This window comes from Mycobacterium europaeum, assembly GCF_002102155.1.
Taxonomy (GTDB): domain Bacteria; phylum Actinomycetota; class Actinomycetes; order Mycobacteriales; family Mycobacteriaceae; genus Mycobacterium; species Mycobacterium europaeum.
On the sequence record NZ_LQOU01000070.1, the window covers coordinates 41,016 to 65,171 of the forward strand.

At 71.2% G+C, this 24,156-nt stretch carries 16 protein-coding genes; 8 read left to right on the forward strand and 8 right to left on the reverse strand.

All coding sequences use genetic code 11. The features are described 5' to 3' along the window. Positions 1-35: 35 nt before the first annotated feature. Genes AWC03_RS26280 through AWC03_RS26295 form a run of 4 tightly spaced genes read left to right on the forward strand, consistent with a single transcriptional unit; the run spans position 36 to position 2,342 of the window. A complete protein-coding gene (locus AWC03_RS26280) occupies positions 36-533 on the forward strand; it encodes a flavin reductase family protein (protein WP_085243629.1) in 498 nt (165 codons plus the stop codon). Positions 534-535: 2 nt separating this feature from the next. Beyond that, complete coding sequence (locus tag AWC03_RS26285) at positions 536-1,225, forward strand: pyrimidine reductase family protein (RefSeq protein WP_085243630.1); 690 nt, start codon at positions 536-538, stop codon at positions 1,223-1,225. A gap of 44 nt (positions 1,226-1,269) precedes the next feature. Further along, the gene (locus AWC03_RS26290; RefSeq protein WP_420845702.1) at positions 1,270-1,656 is read left to right on the forward strand and encodes an ArsR/SmtB family transcription factor; all 387 of its coding nucleotides are present in this window, start codon (positions 1,270-1,272) and stop codon (positions 1,654-1,656) included. Further along, the gene (locus AWC03_RS26295) at positions 1,653-2,342 is read left to right on the forward strand and encodes a cation efflux transmembrane domain-containing protein (protein ID WP_085243632.1); all 690 of its coding nucleotides are present in this window, start codon (positions 1,653-1,655) and stop codon (positions 2,340-2,342) included. Before AWC03_RS26290 ends, AWC03_RS26295 begins: the two co-directional genes overlap by 4 nt. A gap of 22 nt (positions 2,343-2,364) precedes the next feature. On the opposite strand, the gene AWC03_RS26300 is transcribed toward AWC03_RS26295, so the two are convergent. The 4 genes from AWC03_RS26300 to csoR form a co-directional block, all read right to left on the reverse strand. Continuing rightward, entirely contained in the window at positions 2,365-2,949 is a 585-nt protein-coding gene (locus AWC03_RS26300; RefSeq protein ID WP_085243648.1) for a hypothetical protein, read from the reverse strand. Between the two features lie 14 nt (positions 2,950-2,963). Next, entirely contained in the window at positions 2,964-5,336 is a 2,373-nt protein-coding gene (locus tag AWC03_RS26305; protein ID WP_142278529.1) for a copper-translocating P-type ATPase, read from the reverse strand. Between the two features lie 59 nt (positions 5,337-5,395). Continuing rightward, positions 5,396-5,674, reverse strand: coding sequence for a DUF1490 family protein (locus AWC03_RS26310; protein WP_085243633.1), 279 nt, complete (start codon positions 5,672-5,674; stop codon positions 5,396-5,398). Positions 5,675-5,743: 69 nt separating this feature from the next. Continuing rightward, entirely contained in the window at positions 5,744-6,106 is a 363-nt protein-coding gene (gene csoR, locus AWC03_RS26315) for a copper-sensing transcriptional repressor CsoR (RefSeq protein ID WP_085243634.1), read from the reverse strand. A gap of 103 nt (positions 6,107-6,209) precedes the next feature. On the opposite strand from csoR, the gene AWC03_RS26320 reads away from it, so the two are divergent. From AWC03_RS26320 to AWC03_RS26330, 3 genes are all read left to right on the forward strand, one after another. Further along, complete coding sequence (locus AWC03_RS26320; RefSeq protein WP_085243635.1) at positions 6,210-6,959, forward strand: DUF2182 domain-containing protein; 750 nt, start codon at positions 6,210-6,212, stop codon at positions 6,957-6,959. Between the two features lie 195 nt (positions 6,960-7,154). Further along, positions 7,155-7,496 carry a hypothetical protein gene (locus AWC03_RS26325; protein ID WP_085243636.1) on the forward strand — a complete coding sequence of 114 codons (342 nt, stop codon included), beginning with the start codon at positions 7,155-7,157 and terminating at the stop codon, positions 7,494-7,496. 102 nt (positions 7,497-7,598) lie between these two features. Continuing rightward, positions 7,599-9,380 carry a serine/threonine protein kinase PknE gene (locus AWC03_RS26330; protein ID WP_085243637.1) on the forward strand — a complete coding sequence of 594 codons (1,782 nt, stop codon included), beginning with the start codon at positions 7,599-7,601 and terminating at the stop codon, positions 9,378-9,380. 15 nt (positions 9,381-9,395) lie between these two features. Here AWC03_RS26330 and AWC03_RS26335 read toward each other — a convergent pair whose 3' ends face one another. Genes AWC03_RS26335 through AWC03_RS26345 form a run of 3 tightly spaced genes read right to left on the reverse strand, consistent with a single transcriptional unit; the run spans position 9,396 to position 14,531 of the window. Next, positions 9,396-10,880 carry an MFS transporter gene (locus AWC03_RS26335; RefSeq protein WP_085243638.1) on the reverse strand — a complete coding sequence of 495 codons (1,485 nt, stop codon included), beginning with the start codon at positions 10,878-10,880 and terminating at the stop codon, positions 9,396-9,398. A gap of 55 nt (positions 10,881-10,935) precedes the next feature. Continuing rightward, a complete protein-coding gene (gene ngg / locus AWC03_RS26340) occupies positions 10,936-12,729 on the reverse strand; it encodes an N-acetylglutaminylglutamine synthetase (protein WP_085243639.1) in 1,794 nt (597 codons plus the stop codon). Next, the gene (locus AWC03_RS26345) at positions 12,726-14,531 is read right to left on the reverse strand and encodes an N-acetylglutaminylglutamine amidotransferase (protein WP_085243640.1); all 1,806 of its coding nucleotides are present in this window, start codon (positions 14,529-14,531) and stop codon (positions 12,726-12,728) included. Before AWC03_RS26345 ends, ngg begins: the two co-directional genes overlap by 4 nt. Before the next feature lie 538 nt (positions 14,532-15,069). Between AWC03_RS26345 and AWC03_RS26350 the strand changes: the two genes are divergently transcribed. Then, positions 15,070-15,408, forward strand: a complete 339-nt coding sequence (locus tag AWC03_RS26350) for a DUF732 domain-containing protein (RefSeq protein WP_085243641.1) — start codon at positions 15,070-15,072, stop codon at positions 15,406-15,408. 17 nt (positions 15,409-15,425) lie between these two features. On the opposite strand, the gene AWC03_RS26355 is transcribed toward AWC03_RS26350, so the two are convergent. Beyond that, positions 15,426-24,156: non-ribosomal peptide synthetase (locus AWC03_RS26355; protein WP_142278527.1), on the reverse strand; the 8,731-nt coding region annotated here is incomplete at its 5' end.

Genomic DNA, 24,156 nt, shown 5'->3' on the forward strand with positions numbered 1-24,156 from the left:
GGTTCGCCGGCGCCTCGAACGGGAAGACTGAGCGGATGACCGACCCGGGAGAAGACGCGTTCGAAAAGCTGGTGGGGCTGCTCAATTACCCGATGTACGTGGTGACCACGTCGGCCGGCGACGTCTCGGCGGGCTGTCTGGTCGGGTTCGCCTGCCAGACCAGCATTCACCCGCCCCGACTCCTGGTCGGCCTGTCCAAGAAGAACCACACCTTCCGCGTCGCCGCCAAGGCGACTCACTTGGCGGTGCACCTGTTCGACCACGACCACCTCGACGTCGTGGAGCTGTTCGGCAGCCAAACCGGCGACACCGTCGCCAAGTTCGACCGCTGCTCGTGGCACGCCGGCCCGGCCGGGGTGCCCATTCTCGACGACGCCGCCGCATGGTTCCTCGGCGAAATTCTCGACAGGTTCTCGCTGGGCGACCACGTCGGGCACCTGCTCGCGCCGGTGGACGGCAAGCCGCCGGAGGAACTCGAACGCTGGGTGTCCTTCCGCGACGTCCGCCATCTGGAACCCGGCCACGAGGCCTAGGCGTGACTCCCCGGGTGGGCACCGTCGCCGGTGTCAACGAACTCGCGCCGTTCTACGCCGATGCCCCGGACGGGGTGCGGGTCAACATGATCTTCAGCGCCGACGGCGCCGCCGCGTTCGGCGGCCGGGCGGGTCCGCTGTCGTGTCCGGCCGACCAGCAACTGCTGAGAATCCTGCGCGGCTTCGCCGACGTCGTGCTGGTGGGCGCGGGGACGGCGCGGGCGGAGAACTACGGGCCGGTGCGGCTCGCGGACCCGGGGCGGACCCCGCCGCCGATCGCGGTGATCAGCCGCAGCGGCCAGCTGCCGCCGAGGCTGCTCGGCGACCCCGGCCAGCCACCGATCCTGGTGACGTGCGCGCACGCCCCGGCGGTGCGAGACGACCCCGGCGACGCCGGCCGGCGGCAGGTGCTGGTGGCCGGCGAGGACGCCGTGGACGTGGCGCGCGCCGTCGCGCTGCTGCGCGCGGGGGGCTTGCGCCGCATCCTGTGCGAGGGCGGCCCGACCGTGCTCGACGAGCTGGTGGAGGCCGGCGCGGTCGACGAGATCTGCGTGACGCTGGCCCCCAAACTTGCCGCGAGCCAGCCGGTTGGGCAGCGATTGACCCCGTCGGCACTGACCGCGCCCGTGCCGATGCGCCTCGAACACGCACTGGTTTGTGACGACTACCTGTTCGTGAAATACCGCCGGTGAGCGGGCCGGGTACCGCGGTCGCCGCCAGGCGATAACATTCCCCAATGGGAATGAATGCGGCCGCTGCCGCGAAGGAAGTGCAGCGGATAGAACTCACCCCCGCCGCCGCATTGTTCCGGTCGCTGGGCGACCCCACCCGGCTCGCCATCGTGCGGCACCTGGCCGCCGGGCCGGCGCGGGTCACCGACATGGTCGGTGCGGTCGGGCTGACCCAGTCGACCGTCTCCAAACACCTGGGCTGCCTCAAGGATTGCGGCTTGGTGGATTCCGAACCGATCGGGCGCGCCTCGTTGTTCCGGCTGACTCAGCCCGCGCTGATCGACCTGCTGAGCGCCGCAGAGACGGTGCTGGCTGCGACGGGGCAGGCCGTCGCGCTCTGTCCCGTCTACGGGACGGAAGACGACGACCCCCGATGCGAGGTGACGCCATGACCATCGACCAGCCGGCCGACGCCACGACCCAGTGCGCGTGCAAAGGTCCCTGCGGCGACTCACTGCCCACGCCGCTCACGCGCGATGCCGCCTGGCATCGCGCGGCGCTGGCCGCTCGATGGCTGGCCTGGGCCAGCCTGGTCTGGATGCTCATCGAGGGTGCGGTCGGGCTCTGGCAGGGCTTCGCCGTCGGCTCGATCGCGCTGACCGGCTGGGCACTGGGCAGCGCAGTGGAGGGGCTCGCCAGCGTGATCGTCGTCTGGCGCTTCACGGGTTCGCGCACCCTGTCCGAGACCGCCGAACGGCGGGCCCAGCGTGGAGTGGCCGTCTCGTTCTGGCTCATCGCGCCCTACATCGCCGCCGAGTCGATCCACAACCTGCTCGACGAGCACCAAGCCCGGACCACGATGATCGGGATCGCGCTGACCGCCCTCGCGCTGATCGTCATGCCGGTACTCGGCTGGACGAAACACCGACTCGCCGCCCGTCTCGGCTCGGGGGCTACCGCCGGAGAGGGCAAGCAAAACTACCTGTGCGCCGCGCAGGCCGCGGCGGTGTTGGTCGGTCTGGCCGTCACCGCCGTGTGGCCCGGTGGCTGGTGGCTGGACCCGATGATCGGTCTCGGGGTGGCGGCAGCCGCCGTCTGGGAAGGCGTCGGATCGTGGCGCGGGGACGACTGCTGCTGACCCCGGCGTCCGGGCCGTGATGTCAGGGCGGTCCCATCATCCCGCCGGGACCCATCATGCCGCCGGGCCCTCTCATGCAGCCGGGCCCCATCATTCCCCGCATCATTGCCGGCATGCCGTCCTGTACGAACCCGGTCACCTCGCGGGCGTGGGCACGGATCACCTCGGTGAGCGCCGGGTCATCGGAGGTTTCCTCGGCGATGACGCCGGTGGGCGTGAGCGTCAGCTGGCGGCGGTAATTACCGGCGTTGCGGAACAGCGTCGGCAGGGTCTGGCTCATACACATCACCTCGGTGCCCTGATCCAAATGCGCGTACATGCTCGAGACGTGGGCGTGCAGCTGGGCGGTGAGGTCGGGGGCCGCGGATTGGGTCGTGGTGCGTACGCCGCCGGGGATCTCCTCAACCGTGCGGGTGATCTCCGCGTGTCGGTGGAACATGTCCATGTATGCCCGCATGTCGGCGTGGCCGGCGCCCATCATGCCGCCACAATCGGCCAGGCGGATCCGCACGGCGGGCCCCGCCGCGACGCGCAGCACGACCCCGACGCCCGCCGCGGCGCTGGCGCCGAGCGCAACGAGCGCCGTCCGCCGGCTGAATCCAGCCATCCCGACCTCCTCGGTCATCCTCTCCGAACGTCTTGATTCTCAACGCTTTTCGGCCCGGCAACGTCTCGTTCGTGGTCCATTTCACGACCGAAACGGCGGAGTCGCAGCGAATTCGTCACGACGCTGACCGACGAGAAACCCATCGCCGCGCCGGCCACCACGGGATTCAGTGAACCCAGGGCGGCGAGCGGGATGGCGGCGGTGTTGTAGCCGAAGGCCCAGCCGAGGTTCTGGTAAATGGTGCGCAGGGTTTGCCGGGAAAGCTGGATCGAGCGCACCACACCGTCGAGGCGATCGGACATCAGCGTGATGTCGGAGGCCTCGATGGCCACGTCGGTGCCAGTCCCGATCGCAATGCCCAGGTCGGCCTGCACCAGCGCCGGGGCGTCGTTGACACCATCGCCCACCATCGCGACGACCCGGCCCTCGTCCTGCAGGCGGCGCACCTCGGCGACTTTGTCCTGCGGCAGCACCTCGGCCAGCACGCGGTCGATGCCGAGCTGTCCGGCGATCGCGTGAGCCGTGCGGGCGTTGTCCCCGGTGATCATGGCGACCTGCAGCCCCATGTCGTGCAGCTGCCGGACCACGCCCGCGGCGTCGTCTTTCACCGTGTCCGCCACGGCGAGCACGCCGACGACCTGGCCGTCCTGGCCGACGAACACCGCGGTGCGGCCCTGCCCTTCCAGCTCGGCGGCCGCCGCGGCGAGGTCGTCGGGCAACTGCAGACCGTGCTCGTCGACGAGCTTGCGCCGCCCGACCACCACCGACTTGCCGTCCACCTCGGCGCGCACCCCGTGCCCGGCGACGCTCGCGAACCCCGTGACGGCCGGAACCTTCAGCTCCCGCTCGCGCGCGGCGGCGACGATCGCCGCGCCGATCGGGTGTTCGGAGCCCGACTCGACCGCGGCGGCGACCCGCAACACCGGATCGGGCTGGCGCCGCTTGCCCACGACGACGTCGGTCACCCGCATCCGGGCGCGGGTGAGGGTGCCGGTCTTGTCGAACACCACCGTGTCGACCTTCTTCGACGCTTCCAGGACCTCGCCGCCCTTGACCAGGATCCCGAGGTCGGCGCCCCGCCCGGTCCCGACCATGATCGCGGTCGGAGTGGCCAGCCCCAGCGCGCACGGGCAGGCGATGATCAGCACCGCGACCGCGGCGCTCATGCCGGCGACGGGATTGGCGGCGATCAGCGTCCAGCCCGCAAAGGTCGCGACCGCGACACCGATCACCGCCGGCACGAACACCGACGAGACGCGATCGGCCAGCCGCTGTACCGGAGCCTTGCCGCCCTGTGCCTGCTCCACCAGCCGGATGATCTGGGCCAACGCGGTGTTCGCCCCGACGGCGGTGGCGCGCACGGTCAAGATCCCGTCGGTGTTGACCGTCGCCCCGGCGACATGGTCGCCGACCGATTTCTCGACGGGAACCGACTCGCCGGTCAGCATCGATTCGTCGACTGCGGCGCGCCCGTCGACGACCTCGCCGTCGACGGGAATCTTCTCCCCCGGGCGCACCCGCACCAGGTCGCCGACTTGGACCTGATCGATCGGCACGAGAAGCTCCTCGCCGCCGACGAGCAGCGTGGCCTCCTTCGCGCCCATCTCCAGCAGCTTGCTGATGGCCTCTCGCGCCTTGCCGTGTGCCCTGGCCTCGAAATAGCGGCCCAACACCACGAACGCGATGATCAGCGCCGAGGTGTCGAAGAACAGCGGGCCACCGACCAACAACTGGTAGGTGGAGTAGACGAACGCGGTCAGCGTGCCCAGCGCCACCAGCGTGTCCATGCTGGAGGTCCCCGCCCGCGCCTGCCGCACCGCCCCCACCAGGAACGGCCACCCCGCGACGAACTGCACCGGCACCGTCGCGGCGAAGGCCACCCACCCCGCCCACGAATATGCGCCGAACAACATCGTCGACGCCATCGCCACCAGTCCCAGCGGGAAGGCCAGCAAAACCCGGCGCAGCCACGTGCGTCGCTCCCGCCTGCTCTGCTCGTCCGGCGGCAGCGACCCCGAGGTGACCGGTGGTGTGGAACCGCAGCCGCCGCAACTCGCGGCGTCGGCCGAACCCTCCGACGGGCGCTGCCGCAGGCCGAAGAGCGCCAACCCGATGCCGCTCGCCAGCCTGCGCACCACGCCCGTCTTGGGGATGTCGGCCGAGTGCGGAGCGCGCACGGGTACGGCCTCCGCGGGGACGTGTTCGGCTTCGGCGATCGCCGAGAGCACGGCAGCGGTGTCGCACTGCCCGGGCGAGTACCAGATCACCACCGACGCGGTGCGCGGATAGGCTTGCACCGCCTGCACGCCGGCCACCTCGGCGACCGTCTCCTCGATCGCGACGGCCCGCACCGCATCCACACCGAACCCGTTGACCTGCACGCGCATTCGCCCGGACGCGTCGGATATGACCTTCACGCCGGCGTCGACATCGCACAGGACAGCGGTCATTCGTCGTCGCCCGAACCCGCCACGGTCAGCGGCGCGCCTTCGGATCCGGCGCGCTCCCTTGCCTCGGCCATCAGGTCGGCGACCGTCAGCCGAGCCTGCTCGGCGCTCCGCCCCGCCTTGCGCTCCGCCTCGCGGGCCATCCGGATGCCCCATGCGGTGGCCACCACGGTTGCCTTCCGCCACGGCGCCTTCGCCAGGGTCTCGTAGGCGGCGGCCCCCACCACGCCGGTCACCACCGCGGGCATCGCCTTTGCCACAAATCCATGCAACGGCATGTCCTCACCAATCCCTTCGTCTCGTTGCCCGGTCGAAGCGGGCCGTCGCCGGCACCGCGAACCCCGTCGTCATCCCCGGCTTCCGGCGGCAGCCGGCTCGCCGTCGGCGGCGGCCTCGCCGACCGCCGCGCCGGTGAGCTGGGCCTGCGGCCCGGTCAACGCCGGCGTGAACTTGACCGCGTCGATCAGCTCCTCAATGGCGGCCTGACCGCGACCGTCGATCACCGCGGCGGAGAAGCACGTCTCCAAATGGTTGTGCAACATCACCCGGTTCGCGCGTTCGAGCGACGACTGCACCGCCGATATCTGCTTCATCACGTCGACGCAGTACGCGTCCGACTCCACCATGCGGATGATCCCGTCCAGGTGGCCCCGAACCGTCTTGAGCCGATTCAGCGCCGCGCGCTTCTTGTCCGTGAGGTCCTCGCCCATACCGCTCTCCATCCGGTCGACCGTCTACACCGTACCCTACCCCACCCGGGGTGGGGTAGGGTACGGTCAAATCGCGCTGGGATGTGGACGAAGGGGTGGCCTCGTGGGCGACAGCCAACAATCCAAGTGGTCGTGGAGCGACGTCTGGTTGCCGGCAACCCTGCTGGCGGTGGCCGGTCTGGGCTGGTGGTGGTCGGTGGCCATGGCCACCACGCAAGGCGACTCGATGCCGATGAACGCCCAGTCCGCGATGTCGCTGGCCGCCTTCCTCATCGCGTGGGTGGCGATGATGGCCGCGATGATGCTGCCGCCCGTCCTGCCCGTCGTCCGGCGCTACGCCCACGCCGCCACCGGCAAGGTTGCGCCGGCGATCATGTTCGTCACCGGATACCTGGCCATGTGGGCCGCCGTGGGCCTGCCGGCCTACGTTGCGTCCGTCCGCCTGGACCCGGTGCTTCACGCGTGCTCGTGGGTCGGCCGCGTCGCCGGCGCGGTGGCGGTGCTCGCGGGTCTGCATCAGCTCACGCCCTTCAAGGCGGCATGCCTGCGGCACTGCCGCTGGCCGATCGCCGCGCCCGCCGGATCCGGCCGCCTCGGCGGGGCGGGCCGCGCATTTGTCGCCGGTGGCCGGTACGGCGTTTATTGCGTCGGTTCCTGCTGGTTGCTGATGTTGTTGCTGATCGCCTTCGGCACAATGCAATTGGCATGGATGCTGGCGCTCGCGGTCGTGATCTGGCTGGAAAAGTCGACCCCGTTCGGCGATCAACTCAGACGCGTGACGGCGGCGGCCCTGGTGCTTCTGGGCGTTGCGCTGTTGATCCACCCGACACTGGTCAGCCACCTCCTCTCGTGATCTCGGCCTGGCAGGCGCGGCGGGTCACACCCGGGGGGCGAGTGCCCGGGCCGGCGCTCGAAATGCAGCGAACGCGCTCGCTTCCTATGATGGAAACGCCCGGTTTGACGCTCGCGTCGAATCGCCTGCGCGGCATCGTTTTCAGTTCCTCACCGTCCACTTTCTCGAGCCACACAGAGGAGGGCTATCGGCCAGGTGAGCAGCTCAATAGATGATCACGACTACCGCAACCTGGCGGTGAACCGGCTGCGGCCCAGCGAACTTCGGTGGGCGCTGAACCATGACGCCGTGCACGGGATCGCGTACGCCTTCAAGAATCCCGTCGCCGTCGCCGAGTCGATCGACGATCCGGACGACGACCGGCTGACCTACCTGATCCGCGTCAAGCGCGACGACCTGGCCAACGCGCTGGGCAAGATCAACGACTGGATCACCGAAAACCCCGGGCCGGCCGGGATGCAGGCCTTCGGATTCGTCCGCGCGCTGTCCCGCGAGGGGCTCGCCGAACGCAGCGGCGGTGACGACGAGCCCCGGTGATCGGGGCCCACCGAATTTGCTGGCTTTCACTATTCGCCGCGCCCGGCGGCCTGCGAAACCTTAGCCTTATGCCTGCGCACGGTCGGTGGCTGAGGAGTCGGGATGAGTGACACGACCGCGGATTCGCGGGAGGGTTCGCAGTTCGGTCCCTACCGGCTGCTGCGGCTGGTCGGCCGCGGCGGCATGGGCGACGTCTATGAGGCCGAGGACACGGTGCGCGAGCGGATCGTGGCGCTGAAGTTGATGTCGCAGACGCTGTCCAACGACCCCGTCTTCCGCTCCCGCATGCAGCGCGAGGCCCGCACGGCGGGCCGGCTGCACGAACCGCACGTCGTCCCGATTCATGACTTCGGCGAGATCGACGGCCAGCTCTACGTCGACATGCGCCTGATCGACGGGAAAGACCTGGCCACCATGCTGAGCCGGTACGGCCCGCTGTCGCCGCCGCGGGCGGTGGCCATCGTGCGCCAGATCGGCTCGGCGCTCGACGCCGCGCACGCCGCCGGGGTGCTGCATCGCGACGTCAAGCCGGAGAACATCCTGGTGAGCGGCGACGACTTCGCCTACCTCGTCGACTTCGGGATCGCCAGCGCCACGTCCGACGAGAAGCTGACGCAGATCGGCACCACGGTGGGAACCGTCAAATACATGGCCCCGGAGCGGTTCAGCGATGCCGAGATCACCCACCGGGCCGACATCTACGCCCTGGCCTGCGTGCTGTATGAGTGCTTGACCGGGTCCCCGCCGTACACCGGCGACCAGGTCGGCATCATGGGCGCCCACCTGCACCAGCCGATCCCGCGGCCCAGCGCCGCACGGCCCGGCATCCCGGTCGCCTTCGACGGGGTGATCGCGCGCGGGATGGCCAAGGATCCCGCGGACCGCTACGCCACCTGCGGTGACCTGTCCGCGGCCGCCTACGCGGCGCTGGCCGAGCCCGACCGGGACCGGGCCACCGACATCTTGCAGCGCAGCCAGGTGGCACGGATACCGGCCGCGTTCGCCAACCAGCACGCCGCCGGGATTGCCCAGGCGCCCCGGGCGCACGCCCCCGCGTCCGGGGCGATGTGGGCCGCGCCGGCGGCCCCCGGGGTTCCCGTCCCCCAGCCGACGGGCTGGGCGGGCGCCCCCGCGTGGGGATCCGCCGGGCCCGTCGGGGCGCCGCCCTGGGCCCAACCGCCGCGGCCGAGCCGCAAGCCCTGGCTGTGGGTCGGCGTCGCCGGTGTCGCGGTGCTGGCCGTCGCGGCCCTGGTCCTCGCGATAATCCGGCCGTGGGAATCGTCCCCGACCGCGCCGACCCCGCAACCGCCCCCGCCGGACGCCGTCGCGCTGCGCGTCCTCGACGACGGCGTGTATGTGGGCAGCTCGGCGGCGCCGTTGACGATCGACATCTTCAACGAACCCATCTGCCCGCCGTGCGGCAGTTTCATCCGGTCCAACGCGGGCGACATCGACACCGCGGTGAACAACAAGAAGCTCGCGGTGCGCTACCACCTGCTGGACTTCCTCGACGACAAGTCGCACAGCAAGAACTACTCGACCCGGGCCGTCGCGGCGTCGTACTGCGTCGCCGCGCAGAACGACCCGAAGCTGTACACCGCCTTCTATTCGGGCTTGTTCGCCAGCAACTTCCAGCCGGCCGAGGACGCGCCGGAGGACCGCACCGACGGGGAGCTCGCTTCGCTGGCCAAGACCGTGGGCGCGGACGCCGACGTCTTGACGTGCATCAAATCGGGCGACGACGTCGGTGCGGGCAAGACGAAGTCGGCGAACGGCTACGCGACGCTGTCGGGACTGAACGCCAATTCCACCCCGTTCGTGTGGGATGGCACCGCGTCGGTGAACTACCAGGACCCCACCTGGCTGACCAAGCTGCTCGGCTAAGCCGGCACGGCCGCGCTATCGCGTCGCGGCCTCGCCGGCCTCCCGGTGTGCGGCGTCGTCGACCGTCAGGGGCAATGCCAGCTCTTCGAGCGGGCGCCGTTCGGCGGCGATGCCGAGCCACAACTCGACCAGACCCGCGATCGCCATGACGGCGGCGCCGGTCAGGAAGGACCACAGCACCTGGCCGCGCTCCCCCGAATTGATCAGCTGGCCGAACAGCAGCGGGCCGGTGATGCCGCCGATCGCGGTTCCCATCGCGTAGAAGAACGCGATCGCCAGCGCCCTGGTCTCCATCGGGAAGATCTCGCTGACCGTCAGGTAGGCCGCGCTGGCACCCGCCGAGGCCAGGAAGAACGCCACCGCCAGGACGCCGATGAACGCCCAGACGCCGCCGGTCTGCGTCACGAACAGGATCGCGAGCACGACGGCCACGACGGCGGAGCCGAGGTAGGTGGCCGTGATCATCGGCTTGCGGCCGATGCTGTCGAACAGGTGCCCGAGCGCCAGCGGGCCGATGAAGTTGCTCAGCGCCCACAGGATGAAGAACAGCGGCACCTTCCCCGACGGCACCCCGTAGAACCCGCTCAACAGCGTGCCGAGGTTGAACGTCACCCCGTTGTAGAGGAAGGCCTGCCCGGTGAACAGCGCCAGCCCGAGGATCGCGCGCCGCGGGTAGAGCTTGAACGCCACCCGGGCGATCTCGCGGAACGAGATCGTCTCGCGCTGGCGGATCTTCAGCTTGCGCCCCTGTGGCTCGGGCAGCGGCTCGCCGGTTTCCGCCCGCACCGCTTCCTCGATCTGGCCGACGACGCGCTCGGCCTCCTCGTCGCGGCCGTGGATGAACAACCAGCGCGGACTCTCCGGGACGTTGCGCCGCACGAGCAGCACGAAGATGCCGAAGATGGCGCCGACGCCGAAGGCGAGCCGCCAGCCGACGTTGGGCGCGAAGTTCGACGTGTCCAGCAACACGAGCGCACCGGCGGCGCCCGCGGCGGAGCCGAGCCAGTACGTGCCGTTGATGATGAGGTCGACGCGGCCGCGCAGGCGGGCGGGGATCAGTTCGTCGATCGCCGAGTTGATCGCGGCGTATTCGCCGCCGATGCCGGCGCCGGTGAAGAACCGGGTGACGAAGAAATACCAGGGGGCGAAAGCGAACGCGGTCGCCACCGTGGCCACCAGGTACACCGCCAGGGTCAGCATGAACAGGTTGCGCCGCCCGAACCGGTCGGTCAGGTGCCCGAAGAACAGCGCGCCCAGGCACGCGCCCGCGATGTAGAACGCGGCCGCCAGGCCGATCTGCGCCGGGTTGAGGTCGATACCGCTGCCCTTTTCGGTGAGGCGAGCGGACACGTTGCCCACCATCGTGACCTCGAGCCCGTCCAGGATCCACACGCCGCCGAGCCCGATCACGACGCGCCAGTGGAATCGCGACCAGGGCAGGCGGTCCAGCCGCGCCGGCACGTGGGTGGTGATGGTCCCGGTTTGCACGCTTCCGCTCATCTGGCTCCTCTCTGAGTGATCTTCAGAATTACCCCAGCGAAGCGGATGGCAAGCCTCAGCCACGGTCGGCGCGCGACTCCTCGGGGGTCCAGGCCGCCGGCTGGCCCGGGTGGCCGGGGAACAGGAAGTCGATGAAAGCCGCCGCCGTGGGCTGGGGTTCGTGGTTGGCCAGCCCCGGCCGCTCGTTGGCCTCGATGAAGGCGTACTCGGCGCCGGTGACGTCGGGCACCAGCAGGTCGATGCCCGTCACCGGGATACCGATCGCCTCGGCGGCCGTCACCGCGACGCGGCACAGCTCGGGATTCACCACGGCGGTGACGTCGTGGATGGTGCCGCCCTGGTGCAGGTTGGCGGTGCGGCGGACGCGCAGGCGGCTGCCCTGGGGCAGCACGTCGTCCAGCGTCCAGCCCGCCTCGGCGACCGTCGCCTCGGTGAGGTCGTCGAGCGGGATGAGTGACTCGCCACCGGTGGCTGCGGAGCGCCGCCGGCTTTCGGCCGCGATCAGGTCCCGGATACTGTGCTCGCCCGTCCCGATGATCTCCGGCGGCATCCGCAGCGCCGCTGCGACCACCCGGCCGTCGATCACCACCAGCCGAAGGTCGTCACCCTGCACCCGCTGCTCGATCAACACGTCCGGGTATTGCTCACGCGCGCGGGCCAGGGCGTCGGCGAGGTCCTGGAAACCATTTTCGGCGGTCACGCCGACGGTGATGCCCTTCCCCTGCTCCCCGCGGGTCGGTTTGACGACCACCTCGCCGACCTCGGTGAGGAAGTTGTGGTCGCCTTCGTCGAACGTGGCCAGGCGGGCGCGCGGCACCGTGATTCCCGCCTCGGAGACGAGGCGGCGGGTGCGGCGCTTGTCGTCGCAGCGGCACATGGCGACCGCCGAGGTGTACTCGGACAGCGACTCGCGGGTCACCACGCTGCGGCCGCCGTGGGTGAGTCGCATCTCGCCGGTCTCGGCATCGAGCACCTCGACCCAGATCCCGCGGCGCAGCGCCTCGTCGGCGATGATCCGCGCGTAGGGGTTGAGGTCGTCGACCGTCTCGGGCGGCGGGCTGAACAGGGGCTCGTTGATCGCGTTCTTGCGCTTGATCGCCAGCACCGGGACGCGGCGGAAGCCGAGCTTCTCGTACAGGCCGATGGCGGCGGCGTTGTCGTGCGCGACCGACAGATCCATGTAGGCGCGGCCCGCGGTGCGGAAGCGTTCGGCCAGCGCCCGGGTGAGGGCCGCGCCGATCCCGGGCAGTCCGGCGGCGGGGTCGACGGCCAGGGTCCACAGGCTCGACCCCTGCTCGGGATCGGAGAACAGCAACTCGTGGTCGACGCCGGTGACGGTGCCCACCACGGCGCCGTCCGCGTCCCGCACCGCCAGCAGATAGGTCACCGCCGGCACGTTGAGGTGGTTGTTCCAGATGACGTCGACCCCGGCGGGCACCATGCCGCAGCGCACGTAGACGCGGTTCATGGCGTCGGCGTCGACCGGGTCGTTCAGCGTGCGCACGGTGATGCCCAGCGGCGGCGCCGACAGGTCCTCGGGTGTGGCATCGGCGAAGCGCAGGCGGTAGGTGTGGCTGGGGTCGATGAAGAGCTCGGTCGGCGCTTCGGCCACCACCACGTGGGATTCGCGGGCGTAGATGCAGATGTCGCGGCGGCCGGGCCCCTCCCGGCGCAGCGCCTCCACCAGCTGCTGCGAATCGGCGAACGTCTGTCCGAAAATGAGCCGGCCCCAGCCCAACTCGAGCTCGACGTCCTTGGCCATCGCCTCCACCAGCTCCGGCGGCGAGGCGTCGTGCAGGCCCATCGTGATCGCCTCGGTGTGGTCGCCGGGGGGATCGGCCACGGTCATGCCACCGGACCCGTGATGCCGTGCCGTTGCAGCCAGAGTTCCAGCAGGGCGATCTGCCAGAGTTCGTTGCCGCGCAGCGGTGTCAGCTTGCTGTTGGGATCGGCCAGCAGGGCGTCGACCGCCTCGGCGCGGAACAGGCCGCGCTCCTTGGCGACCGGCGCGTAGAGCGCGTCGCGCACCATGTCCAAGTACGGCCCCTCCAGGTGGGTGAGCGCCGGAACCGGGAAATACCCCTTGGGCCGGTCGATGACCGCCGACGGAATCACCCGCCGCGCGGCCTGCTTGAGGACGCCCTTGCCCTCGTGCGCGATCTTCAACTCCGGCGGGCAGGTCGCCGCCAGCTCGACCAGCTCGTGGTCGAGGAACGGCACCCGGCCCTCCAGGCCCCAGGCCATGGTCATGTTGTCGACCCGCTTCACCGGGTCGTCCACCAACATCACGGTGGTGTCGAGCCGCAGCGCCCGATCGACGCCCGTCTCGGCGCCGGCGCGCGCGAAGTGTTCGGTGACGAAGCGCTCGCTGGGGTCGCCGGGGGCCATGATGCCCGGCCCCAGCAGGCCGGCCAGCTCCGCCGAGTCGCGGTCGAAGAAGGCCCCGCGATACTCGGCGACCGCGCCCTGAAGCGACGCCGCGGCCGGCGAGCCCATCGGCGGGTACCAGTGGTAGCCGGCGAACACCTCGTCGGCGCCCTGACCCGACTGCACGACCTTCACATGCCGCGCCACTTCCTGGCTGAGCAGATAGAAGGCGACGCAGTCGTGGCTGACCATGGGCTCGCTCATCGCGCCGATCGCGCCGTCGAGCGCGGGCAGCATCCGGTCGGTGCCGATGCGGATCTGATGGTGGTCGGTTTCGAAACGCTTCGCGATGATGTCCGACCACCGGAACTCGTCACCCTCGACGCCGCCGGCCGCCTCGAAGCCGATGGAGAACGTCATCAGGCCGTGTTGGCCCGCCTCGGCGAGCAGGCCGACGATCAGGCTGGAGTCGACCCCGCCGGACAACAGGCAGCCGACCGGCACGTCGGCGACCAGCCGGCGCTTGACGGCGATGCGAAGCGCGTCGAGCACCGCCTCTTCCCAGTCGGTTTCCGACCAGCCGGCGCGGTTGGCGTGCCGGGTGAAGTCCGGGGTCCAGTACGTGGTGGTGGTGCGCCGGCCGTCGGGCTCGATGGCGATCAGCGACGCCGGCGGCACCTTGCGGACGCCCCGGAGGATGGTCAGCGGCGCGGGGACGACCGAGTGGAACGTCATGTAGTGGTGCAGCGCGATGGGGTCGATGCGGGTGTCCACGCCGCCGCCGGCCAACAGCGCCGGCAGGGCCGAGGCGAACCGGATCCGCTGGCCGTCCTCGGTCAGGTAGAGCGGCTTGATCCCCAGCCGGTCGCGACCGAGCAACACCCGGCCGCTGTCGCGCTCGACGATGGCAAACGCGAACATGCCGTGCAGGTGGCTGACGAAGTCGTCGCCCCAGCGGTGGTAGGCCTTGAGCAGAACCTCGGTGTCACTGTGCGAGAAGAACCGGTAGCCGTGCCCGGTGAGTTCGCTCCGCAGCTCCTTGTAGTTGTAGATGCAGCCGTTGAAGGCGATGGACAGACCCAGCTCCGGGTCGACCATCGGCTGCGCGCCGGCCTCGCTGAGGTCGATGATTTTGAGGCGACGATGTCCGAGCGCGACGCGGCCCTGTGACCAGGCGCCGGACGCGTCCGGGCCCCTTCGGGTCATCACGGCGGCCATTGCCGACACCGCTGCTACATCGGGGACCCGCCCGTCGAGCCGTACCTCCCCGGTGACTCCGCACACTCCTTGGACCATACCGAAGGCGGCTGCGGCGCGCCCGTACGGCCACCGGGCAATGCATCGGCGGCGCCGCTTCGGGCGCGGTGAAAGCGTTGCGTTCCGGCCGCCCCGGCTCGCGGGCGGACCGACGACCGCGGCTGCACGGCACGGAATGGGGCGGGCAGGATTTCTCGCCGCGGGACGGGATTTGGCGCGTGGCGACCCCCGCCCGGGTTAAATCTTCGTTGCGGTTTGCTCTCGCCGGCGGCGCCCGCGCCGGCCGATCGCGACGCCCGCCCCCGCGGATTCCGCTCGGCGGCCGACCCGCGACTCGCCGACAGGCGCCGGTAATCCCTGTCCCCCAATAGATTTCGATGTCCGCGCCGCCGCGGCCGTCCGGCCCGCCCGGACGTGAACCGCCGGCAGAGCCCCGCGATGCGCGACGAATGGTGTGAGGCGGCGCGGTTAACTCCGGCGAGAAAGATCCCGCGATTCTGGTTAACGTTCAGCCACCGTTGGCACTACGGAACCCAGCCGCACTTTGAGGAAGATCTTGACGCGAATGAATGGGCATCGCGGGAATTGGCCGGCGATCGGCGCGCTCGCCCTCACCGCCGCCGCGGTGGTTTTCGCCGCACCGGCGTCGGCCGATCAACAGGACGATTCGTTCATCGCGGAGATTCAGCGACACGGAGTCGTCTTCGGCGACCGCGGCGCCGCGATCGCCGCGGGGCACAACATGTGCGCCGGACTCGACAAGGGCAGGACGCCGAGCTCGCTGGTGATGGGCGTCGCCAGGGCCACCGATCTGTCGGCCCATGAAGCCGCCTTCCTGCTCGGCGCCTCGGTGGCGTCCTATTGCCCCCAGCACAGGGCCACCCTCGCCGCCTCGACGTCCTGAGCGCCGCGTCGGGTTCGCTAGCCGGCGCGCTCCCCGGGCACCTTGCCCTCCCGCGACGCCGCGGTGTGCTGAGCGCCGTGGGCCAGTTCGAGGCGACGTTCGGCGAGGACCAGCAAACGCCTGAGCCGCTGCCCGTACAGGCCGACCGATTCGCTGGTCAGCATGTCGTCGTGCCCGCACTCGATCGCGTAGGTGAGGATCTCGCCGGAAACGTGCGGTCGCCAGGACCGCGACAGGAAGGCGCCGCGATCGCCGCCGTCCTGCGCGGCGGAGAACACGGTGATGTCCCCGGTGAAAACCTCGGGCCGGTGCGCCCGGTACCGCTCGACGTTCTTGCGGAGGTTGTCGGCGAGGAGATCGAACAGCCGCCCGGAGCGCGCGGCCTCCGGCAGCTGGCCGGCACCGAGGGCTTCTTCCGGCGGGGCCGCGCCGTCGTCCATGGCCGGCTGGGCGTCGAGCAGGACCAGGCGGGCGACCACGCACCCGCGCCGCTGCAGCTCGACCGCCACCGCGTGGGCGACGACCCCGCCGAACGACCAGCCGAGAAGGTTGTAGGGGCCGGAGGGGTAGGCCTCCTGCAGCCTGTCGGCGTAGGTCGCCGCCATCTCCGGGATGGACCGCGGTTCTCGTTCGGCGCCCCCGCGGACCTGTTGAATGCCGATGATCGGGCAGTCCAGGTAGTTGCCGAGAACCTGGTACGGCCAGCTCACGCCGCCCGCCGGGTGGATGCAGAACACCGGGATGCCCGCGCCGCGCTTGAGGGTCTGGACCGGAACGACGTCCGGGCCGGACGGGGTGTCCGTGGTCAGTCGCCGGCTCAGGCTCCGCACCGAGGGTGCGTCGAACAGGGAGCGCACCGCGAGGTCGACGGCCAGCTCGGCGTTGACGGTGGCGATCAACCGCATCGCCGAGATGCTGTCGCCGCCGAGGTCGAAGAAGGAGTCGTCGACGCCGACCCGCTCGACCCCGAGCACCCGGGCGAAGACGCCGGCCAGGATCTCCTCGGTCGCGTTCGACGGGGCCCGGTATGCGCCGCCGGTGTATTCCGGTGCCGGCAGGGCGCGGGCGTCGAGCTTGCCGTTGGGTGTCAGCGGCAGCGCGTCGAGCCCGAGCACGGCCGTGGGCACCATGTAGACGGGTAGGCGTCCGGCCAGCGTGGTGCGCGCCTCGGCGGGGTCGGCCGTCCCGGTGATGTAGCCGACCAGTCGTTTGTCGCCGGGGCGGTCCTCGCGGGCGATCACCACCGCCTGATCGACGCCGTCCAGCCGGCCCAGCGCGGCCTGGACCTCGCCCAGTTCGATGCGGTAGCCGCGGATCTTGACCTGCTCGTCGGCGCGCCCCACGTACACCAGTTGCCCGTCGGCGCCCCACCGCACCAGGTCACCGGTGCGGTACATGCGGGTGCCGGGTTCGCCGAACGGGCAGGCCACGAACCGCGAACCGGTCAGCCCGGCCCGGCCCAGGTAGCCGGCGGCCAGCCCGGTGCCTGCCACGTACAGCTCGCCGACCGCCCCCGGCGGCACCGGCCGCAACCAGGCGTCGAGCACGAACAGCCCGGCGCCGGGCACCGGCGAGCCGATGGGGGGTGTCCCCGACCCCGCCGTCAGCGGGGCGCTGATCGCCACGCACATCGTGGTCTCGGTGGGGCCGTAGGCGTTGACCATCACCCGGCCCGGCGCCCAGCGATCGACCACCTCGGCCGGGCAGGCCTCGCCGGCCATCACCAACGCCACCCCCTCCAGCCCGGCCGGGTCCAGCATCGCCACCGCCGTCGGGGTCTGGGTCAACACGCTGACCCCTTCGTCGACCAGCAAGGCGCCGAAGTCCCGCGGGGAGCGCACCACCGCCTCGGGCACCACCACCACGCGCCCGCCGCGCAGCAGCGGCGCGAAGATCTCCCACACCGACACGTCGAAGGCATACGAGTGGCACTGCGTCCATACACCCGGGGCCGGCAGTCCGGCGTCGAGCGAGCCGATCAGCCGGGTCACGTTCTGGTGGGTGACCGCCACGCCCTTGGGCACGCCGGTGGTACCCGACGTGTAGATGAGGTAGGCGACGCCGTCCGCCGCCGGCGCCGGCAGCGCGGTGTCCGGGCAGCCGGCGATCCGTGGGTCCTCGATGTCGATCACCCGCGCGTCGGACCCGTCCAGCCGCGACCGCAATCCCCCGGTGGTGACCGCGGCGACCGGCGCGGCATCCCCGAGCATGAAGTTGATCCGGGAGACCGGGGCGGCCGGGTCGATCGGCAGGTACGCCGCGCCCGTCTTGAGCACCGCCAGGATGGCCACGATCGCCTGCGCGGAGCGCGAGAACAGCAGGGCCACGGACTCGCCCGGGCCGGCGCCGTCCGCGGCCAGCAGGTGCGCCAACCGGTTCGCCGCCTCGTCCAGCTCCCGGTAGGTCATGGACACGTCGCTCCAGCTGATCGCCACCGCGTCCGGGTGGTGCGCGACCTGCGCGGCGAACAACTCCACGATCGAGGCGGGCGGGGGCGCCGGCCGGGTCAGCGCCGCCCGGTTGCCGATTGCGTCCAGCCGGGCGTGTTCGGGCCCGTCGAGCAGGTCGACCGAGGAGAGCCGCCGGGTCGGGTCGGTGGTCATCGCCACCAGCACCCGTTCCAGCCGGTCGGTCAGGGCCCCGATGGTGCGCTGGTCGAACAAACCCGCGTCGTATTCGACGCGCAGGCCGAGCCGTTCGCCGGACAGGGCGGCTTGCATCGTCAGCGGGTAGTGGTTGCGTTCGAACATGTCGAAGTCGGTGATGGACAGCTCGTGGTCGACCGCCATCGCGGACGTTTCCAGTGGGTAGTTCTCGTAGGCGAACAGCGTGTCGAACAGCTTCTCGTGGCCGGTCATCCGGTGGATCTCGCTGAGCGACAGGTGTTCGTGCTCGACGGTGTCGTTGTGCGCGCCCTGCAGCTGATCGAGCAGGTCCGCGGTGCTGGTCGCCGGGGTGATGCGGGCGCGCACCGGGATGGTGTTGATCAACAAACCGACCATCGACTCGGCCCCGGGCACTTCGGCCGAGCGGCCCGAGACCGTGGTGCCGAACGCGACGTCGTGGTTGCCGGTCAGCCAGGTGAGCAGCTGCGCCCACGCGGCTTGCAGCACGGTGCTGACCGTGGTCTGGCGCGCGCGGGCCAGCTCGCCGACCGCCCGGGTGGTCTCGGCCGACACCGCGAACGTCTCGAGGCCACGCGCGCCCGGCGCCGTCTGGTGCGGGGGCGCGACGAGCGTCGGGGCGTCGAAGCCGGCGAGCACCTCGCCCCACGCGGCCCGCGCGGCGTCCAGGTCGCGGTCGGCCAGCCAGGTGACGAATCGGCGATACGGCGCCGGCGGGGCCAACTGCTGCCCGGTGAGGCTGGCGAACGTCTCGTTCACCAGGATCGGCACCGACCAGCCGTCGAGCACGATGTGGTGGATGGTGAGCACCAGCCGGTGCCGGTGCCGGCCGGTGCGGATCACGGCGACCCGGAAGGCGGGTTGGTCGGCCAGGTCGCAGACCGCGGCGCGTTCGGCGGCGCGCAGTTCGTCCAGACGGTCGGCCCAGCCGTCGACGTCGTCGAGCTCGACATACCGCCATGCCGGAACCGGGTGCGCGGGGATGATCTGCACCGGTTCGTCGGGCCGGTCCCAGAACCGGGCGACCAGGTGTGGATGCCGGTTCACCACGGTCTGCACGGCGTCGCGCAGCCGGTCAGCATCCAGCGGGCCGGCGACGCCGATGTCCAGCTGCACCACATACAGGTCGCTGGAATCGCCGCCGCCCCGCGTGGTGGTGGTGTGGAAGAGCAGCCCCTGCTGCAGCGGGGTCAGCGGCAGCACGTCGGCGATCGGGGCTTGCCGTTCGAGCTCGTCGATCTGCTGCTGGGCCAGCCGGGCCGGCAGGATGTCCGACGGGGTCAGCCCGCCGCCGCCGGAGCGCACGTGGGCGCAGATGCCGGTCAGCGCCTCGAACCAGAGCCGGCTCAGCCTGCTCACCTGCTCGCGGTCCAGCACCGAGGGCGCCCACGTCCAGTTGGCGTGCAGCTGCGGGCCGGCCTCGGTGTCGGCGGTGCCCGCGTTGAGGTCCACCGTGTGCATCAGCGGCATCGGCACCGCCGTGCTGGTTTCGGTCACCGAGGAACCGTCGCGGGAGATCCGCCACAGCTCGTCGGACAGCGCGGCCGCCGCGCCGCCCAGCCGGCCGAGGTAGTTGAATCCGATCGTCGGGTCCGAAGCATCCAGTCCCACTTCGGGATTGAGATAACGCAAGAGCCCGTAGGTCAGCGGGTCCGGCAGGGCGCGCAGCTGTTCCTTGGCCGCCTTGAGCACCGCCCCCAACGCCGGATCGCCGGAAACCACGTGCTCCCACGGCAATTCACCCACCGCCAGCGACACCGGGTATTTGGTGGTGAACCAGCCGACGGTGCGCGACAGGTCGACTCCGGGGGCGAGTTCCTCGTGGCGGCCGTGGCCCTCGACGTCGATGCCGATCGGCGCGGTATCGCCCAGGAACTCCGCCCAGGCCAGGGCGTAGCCGATCAGCAGGATGTCGTTGACGCCGGCATGGAACGCCGCCGGCGCCTCACCGAGCAGCGTGCGGGTGGTGTCCGCGTCGAGCTGAACGGAGAGGTGCTCGGCGGTCTCGTAGGTGTCCGCCTCGGGGCGCACCGGCGGCAGCGCGGGCGGGGTCGCCGCGACCCGCCTCCAGGCCTCGGCCTGCTCGACCACCGCCGGGGTCTGCGCGTGCTCGCCGAGCAGGCCGGCCCAGCGGGCGAACGACGTCCCGCCGGGCGGCAACGCCACCGGCTGCCCGCCGCGATGCTGCGCCCAGGCAATATTCAAGTCCTCCAACAGGATTCGCCAGGACACACCGTCGACGGCCAGGTGGTGGATGATCAGCACGAGCTGGCGGGTGGAGGCGGCCCACAGCGCGCTCACCATCACCCCGTCGGCCGGGTTCAGCCTCGACCGCGCCTCGATCACCGCCGCGTCGGACAACGCATCCACGGTGTGCAGGCGGTCGGCGGCGTCCACCGACCCGGCCTCGGGCACTGTCAGCGTGCCCTCGTCGTCCAGGCGCAGCCGCAGCATGGCGTGGCGGTCCAGCACGGCCTGCAACACCGCCAGCACGTCTTCCTCGCCGGCCCCGGCGGGCGCCTCCACGACGATGGTCTGGTTGAACTGGTCGACCGGGCCCTCGACGCCTTGCAGCCACCGGATGATCGGGGTTGCGGGCAGCTCCCCGATGCCCTCGTCGATGACGCCGGCGTCGCCGTCGGCCGTTCCCACCACGCGGGCCAGCCGGGCCACGGTCTGCTCGACGAAGATGTCGCGCGTCCGGCACGTCAGGCCCGCGGCGCGGGCACGCGTCACCACCTGCATCGACGAGATGCTGTCGCCGCCCAGGTCGAAGAAGGAGTCGTCGACGCCGACCCGCTCGACGCCGAGCACCTGGGCGTAGATGCCGGCCAGGGTCTCCTCGACGGGATTGCCGGGGGCGCGGTAGCGATCGGCGCCGGTGTATTCGGGTGCCGGCAGCGCGCGGGTGTCGAGCTTGCCGTTGGGTGTGAGCGGCAGCGCGTCGAGCGCCACCACGGCCGCCGGCACCATGTACGCGGGGAGCCGGTCGGACAGGGCGGTGCGGAGCTCGGCGGGGTCCGCCGACCCGGCGACGTAGCCGACGAGGCGCTTCTCGCCGGGCCGGTCCTCGCGGACGACGACGGCCGCCTGCCGCACCCCGCGGAGCTCGGCCAGCGCCGCCTGGATCTCCCCGAGTTCGATGCGGTAGCCGCGGATCTTGACCTGATCGTCGGCGCGGCCCAGGTACTGCAGCTGCCCGTCGGCGCCCCAGCGGACCAGGTCGCCGGTGCGGTACATCCGTGCCCCGAGCCCGCCGAACGGGCACGCCACGAACCGTGACGCCGTCAGCGCCGCCCGTCGCCAGTACCCGCGCGCCAGTCCGCCGCCGGCCACGTACAGCTCGCCGATCACCCCGGGCGGCACCGGCCGCAGGGACTCGTCGAGCACGAACAACGCCGCGCCGGCCACCGGGGAGCCGATCGGCACCGCCGGGGATCCGGGCGTGAGCGGCGCGCTGATGGCGGCGTACACCGTCGCCTCGGTGGGGCCGTAGGCGTTGATCATCACGCGGCCGGGCGCCCACCGGTCGACCAGGTCCGTCGGGCAGGCCTCGCCCGCCACGACCAGAGCAGCCGACTCCAGCCCCTGCGGGTCCAGCATCGCTGCGGCAGAAGGGGTTTGGCTCAGCACGCTGACCCCCTCCGCGATCAGCAGGGCGTGCAGGTCCTCCGGGGACCGCACCACTGCGTCCGGGACCACCACCAGGCGCCCCCCGCGCAGCAGCGCGCCGAAGATCTCCCACACCGACACGTCGAAGCCATAGGAGTGCCACTGCGACCACACCCCGGCGTCCGGCAGGCTGGCGTCCACGGAGGCCATCAGCTGCGTCACGTTGCGGTGGCTGACCGCCACGCCCTTGGGCCGGCCGGTCGTCCCCGAGGTGTAGATGAGGTAGGCGGTGTCCTCCGCGCCGGGGGCCGGCAGGGCGGTGGCGGGCCGGGCCTCGACGGCGGGATCGTCCACGTCGATGACCGCCACGTCGTGCTCGTCCAGCCGGTGGGCCAGGTCGGCGGTGGTGACCGCCGCCACGGGTTCGGCGTCGGCGAGCATGAAGCCGATGCGGGCCGCCGGATGGGCGGGATCGATGGGCAGGTAGGCCGCGCCGGTCTTGAGCACCGCCAGGATCGCCACGATCGCCTCGGCGGACCGCGAGAACAGCAGCGCGACGGCCTCGCCCGGGCCCGCGCCCGCGCTGATCAACAGGTGCGCCAACCGGTTTGACGCCTCGTCCAGCTCCCGGTACGTCCACGACCACCGACCGCAGCCCAGCGCCGGCGCGTCCGGTGTGCGCGCCACCTGGGCGGCGAACGCTTCGGGAATCGACACCGGCGCGGTGGCCGGTGCGGTCAGCGCCGCCCGGTTGCCGATCTCGTCGACGCGGGCGTGTTCGGCCGCGTCGAGCAGGTCGACCGATGACACGGTGCGGTTCGGATCGGTGGTCATCGTCGCCAGCACCCGCTGCAGCCGTGCGACCAGTGCCTCGATGCTGTCCGCGTCGAACACGTCGGTGCGGAACTCGACCCGCCCGCCGATCCCGGCGGGCTCGTTGCCCTCGGTCCAGCGCTCGGCCAGCGAGAACGTGAGGTCCATGCGGGCGACCTGGGCGTCGAGCGGCATCGAAGTGACCTGAACGTCGCCGAGCGCCAGTCCGGTCGCGGGGTCGTTGTCCTGCCCACCGAAGTTCTGCCAGGCCAGCATCACCTGGATCAGCGGATGATGGGTCAGGCTCCGGGCCGGGTTGACCCGCTCCACCAGCACCTCGAACGGCACGTCCTGATGCTCGAAGGCCTCCAGGCTGCGCGTGCGCACCCGGTCCAGCAGGTCGGCGAAGGTGGGGTCGCCGCCTAGCTCTTTCAGGTCGACCCGCAGCACCAGGGTGTTGACGAAGAACCCGACCAAGTCGTCGAGCGCGGGGTCGCGCCGCCCGGCGATCGGGAAGCCCACCGCCACATCGGAACTCGCACCGACCTTGGACAGCAGCACCGCCAGCGCGGCCTGCACCACCATGAAACTGGTCGCGTTGTGTTCGCGGGCGACCGCGGTGACCTGCTGCTGCAGGTCGGCGGGCCAGTCGATGGCCACCGTGGCCCCGCGCTGGTCGGCGACCTGCGGGTAGGGCCGGTCGGTGGGCAGCTGCAAGCGCTCCGGCATGCCGGCCAGGTTCTCTTCCCAGTAGGCCAGCTGAGCCGCGATGCGGCTGGCCCTGTCCTTCAGGTCGCCGAACTGGGCCCGCTGCCACAGCGTGTAATCGACGTACTGGACCGGTAATTCGGCCCACTCGGGGGGCTTCCCCGCGCAGCGGGCCGCGTACGCGATGCCCAGGTCGGCGGCCAACGGCCGCAGCGACCACCCGTCGGCGGCGATGTGGTGCACGACGGCCACCAGCACGTGCTCGTCCTCGGCGACGCGGAAAAGCCACGCGCGCAACGGGATATCGGTCGCCAGGTCGAAGGTGTCGCGGGCGGCGGCCTTGACGGCCCCGTCCAGTCGGCTCGCCGACCAGTCACGCGCGTCGATGACCCGCCAGCCGAAGTCGGCCCGCTCCGCGGGGATGACCACCTGCTGCGGCGTTCCGTCGGGTGCGGCGAACACGGTCCGCAGGCTCTCGTGTCGGGCCACCACGTCGGCCAGCGCCGCGCCGAGCGCCGGCTCGTCGAGCCGGCCGCGCAGGCGCATGGCCGCCGCCATGTTGTAAACCGGTGACGGGCCGTTCAATTGGTCGAGGAACCACAACCGGGACTGGGCGAACGACAGCGGGACCACCGCCGGCCGCGGACCGGCCACCAGCGGCTCCAGGCCGCCCGCGCCCTCACCGATCCGCGGCGCCAGCTGGGCGATGGTGGGCGCCTCGAAGATGGCGCGCACCGACAGGTACTCGTCGAGGTCGGTGTTGACCGCCGCGATCACCCGCATCGCCGAAATGCTGTCTCCACCAAGGTCGAAGAACGATTGGTCGATGCCGACCCGCTCGACGCCGAGCACCTGCGCGTAGATTCCGGCCAGGATTTCCTCGGTGGGATTGGTCGGGGCGCGGTACCCGGACGCGGTGTATTCGGGTGCGGGCAGGGCGCGGGTGTCGAGTTTGCCGTTGAGGGTCATCGGCAGGGACTCGAGGGCGACG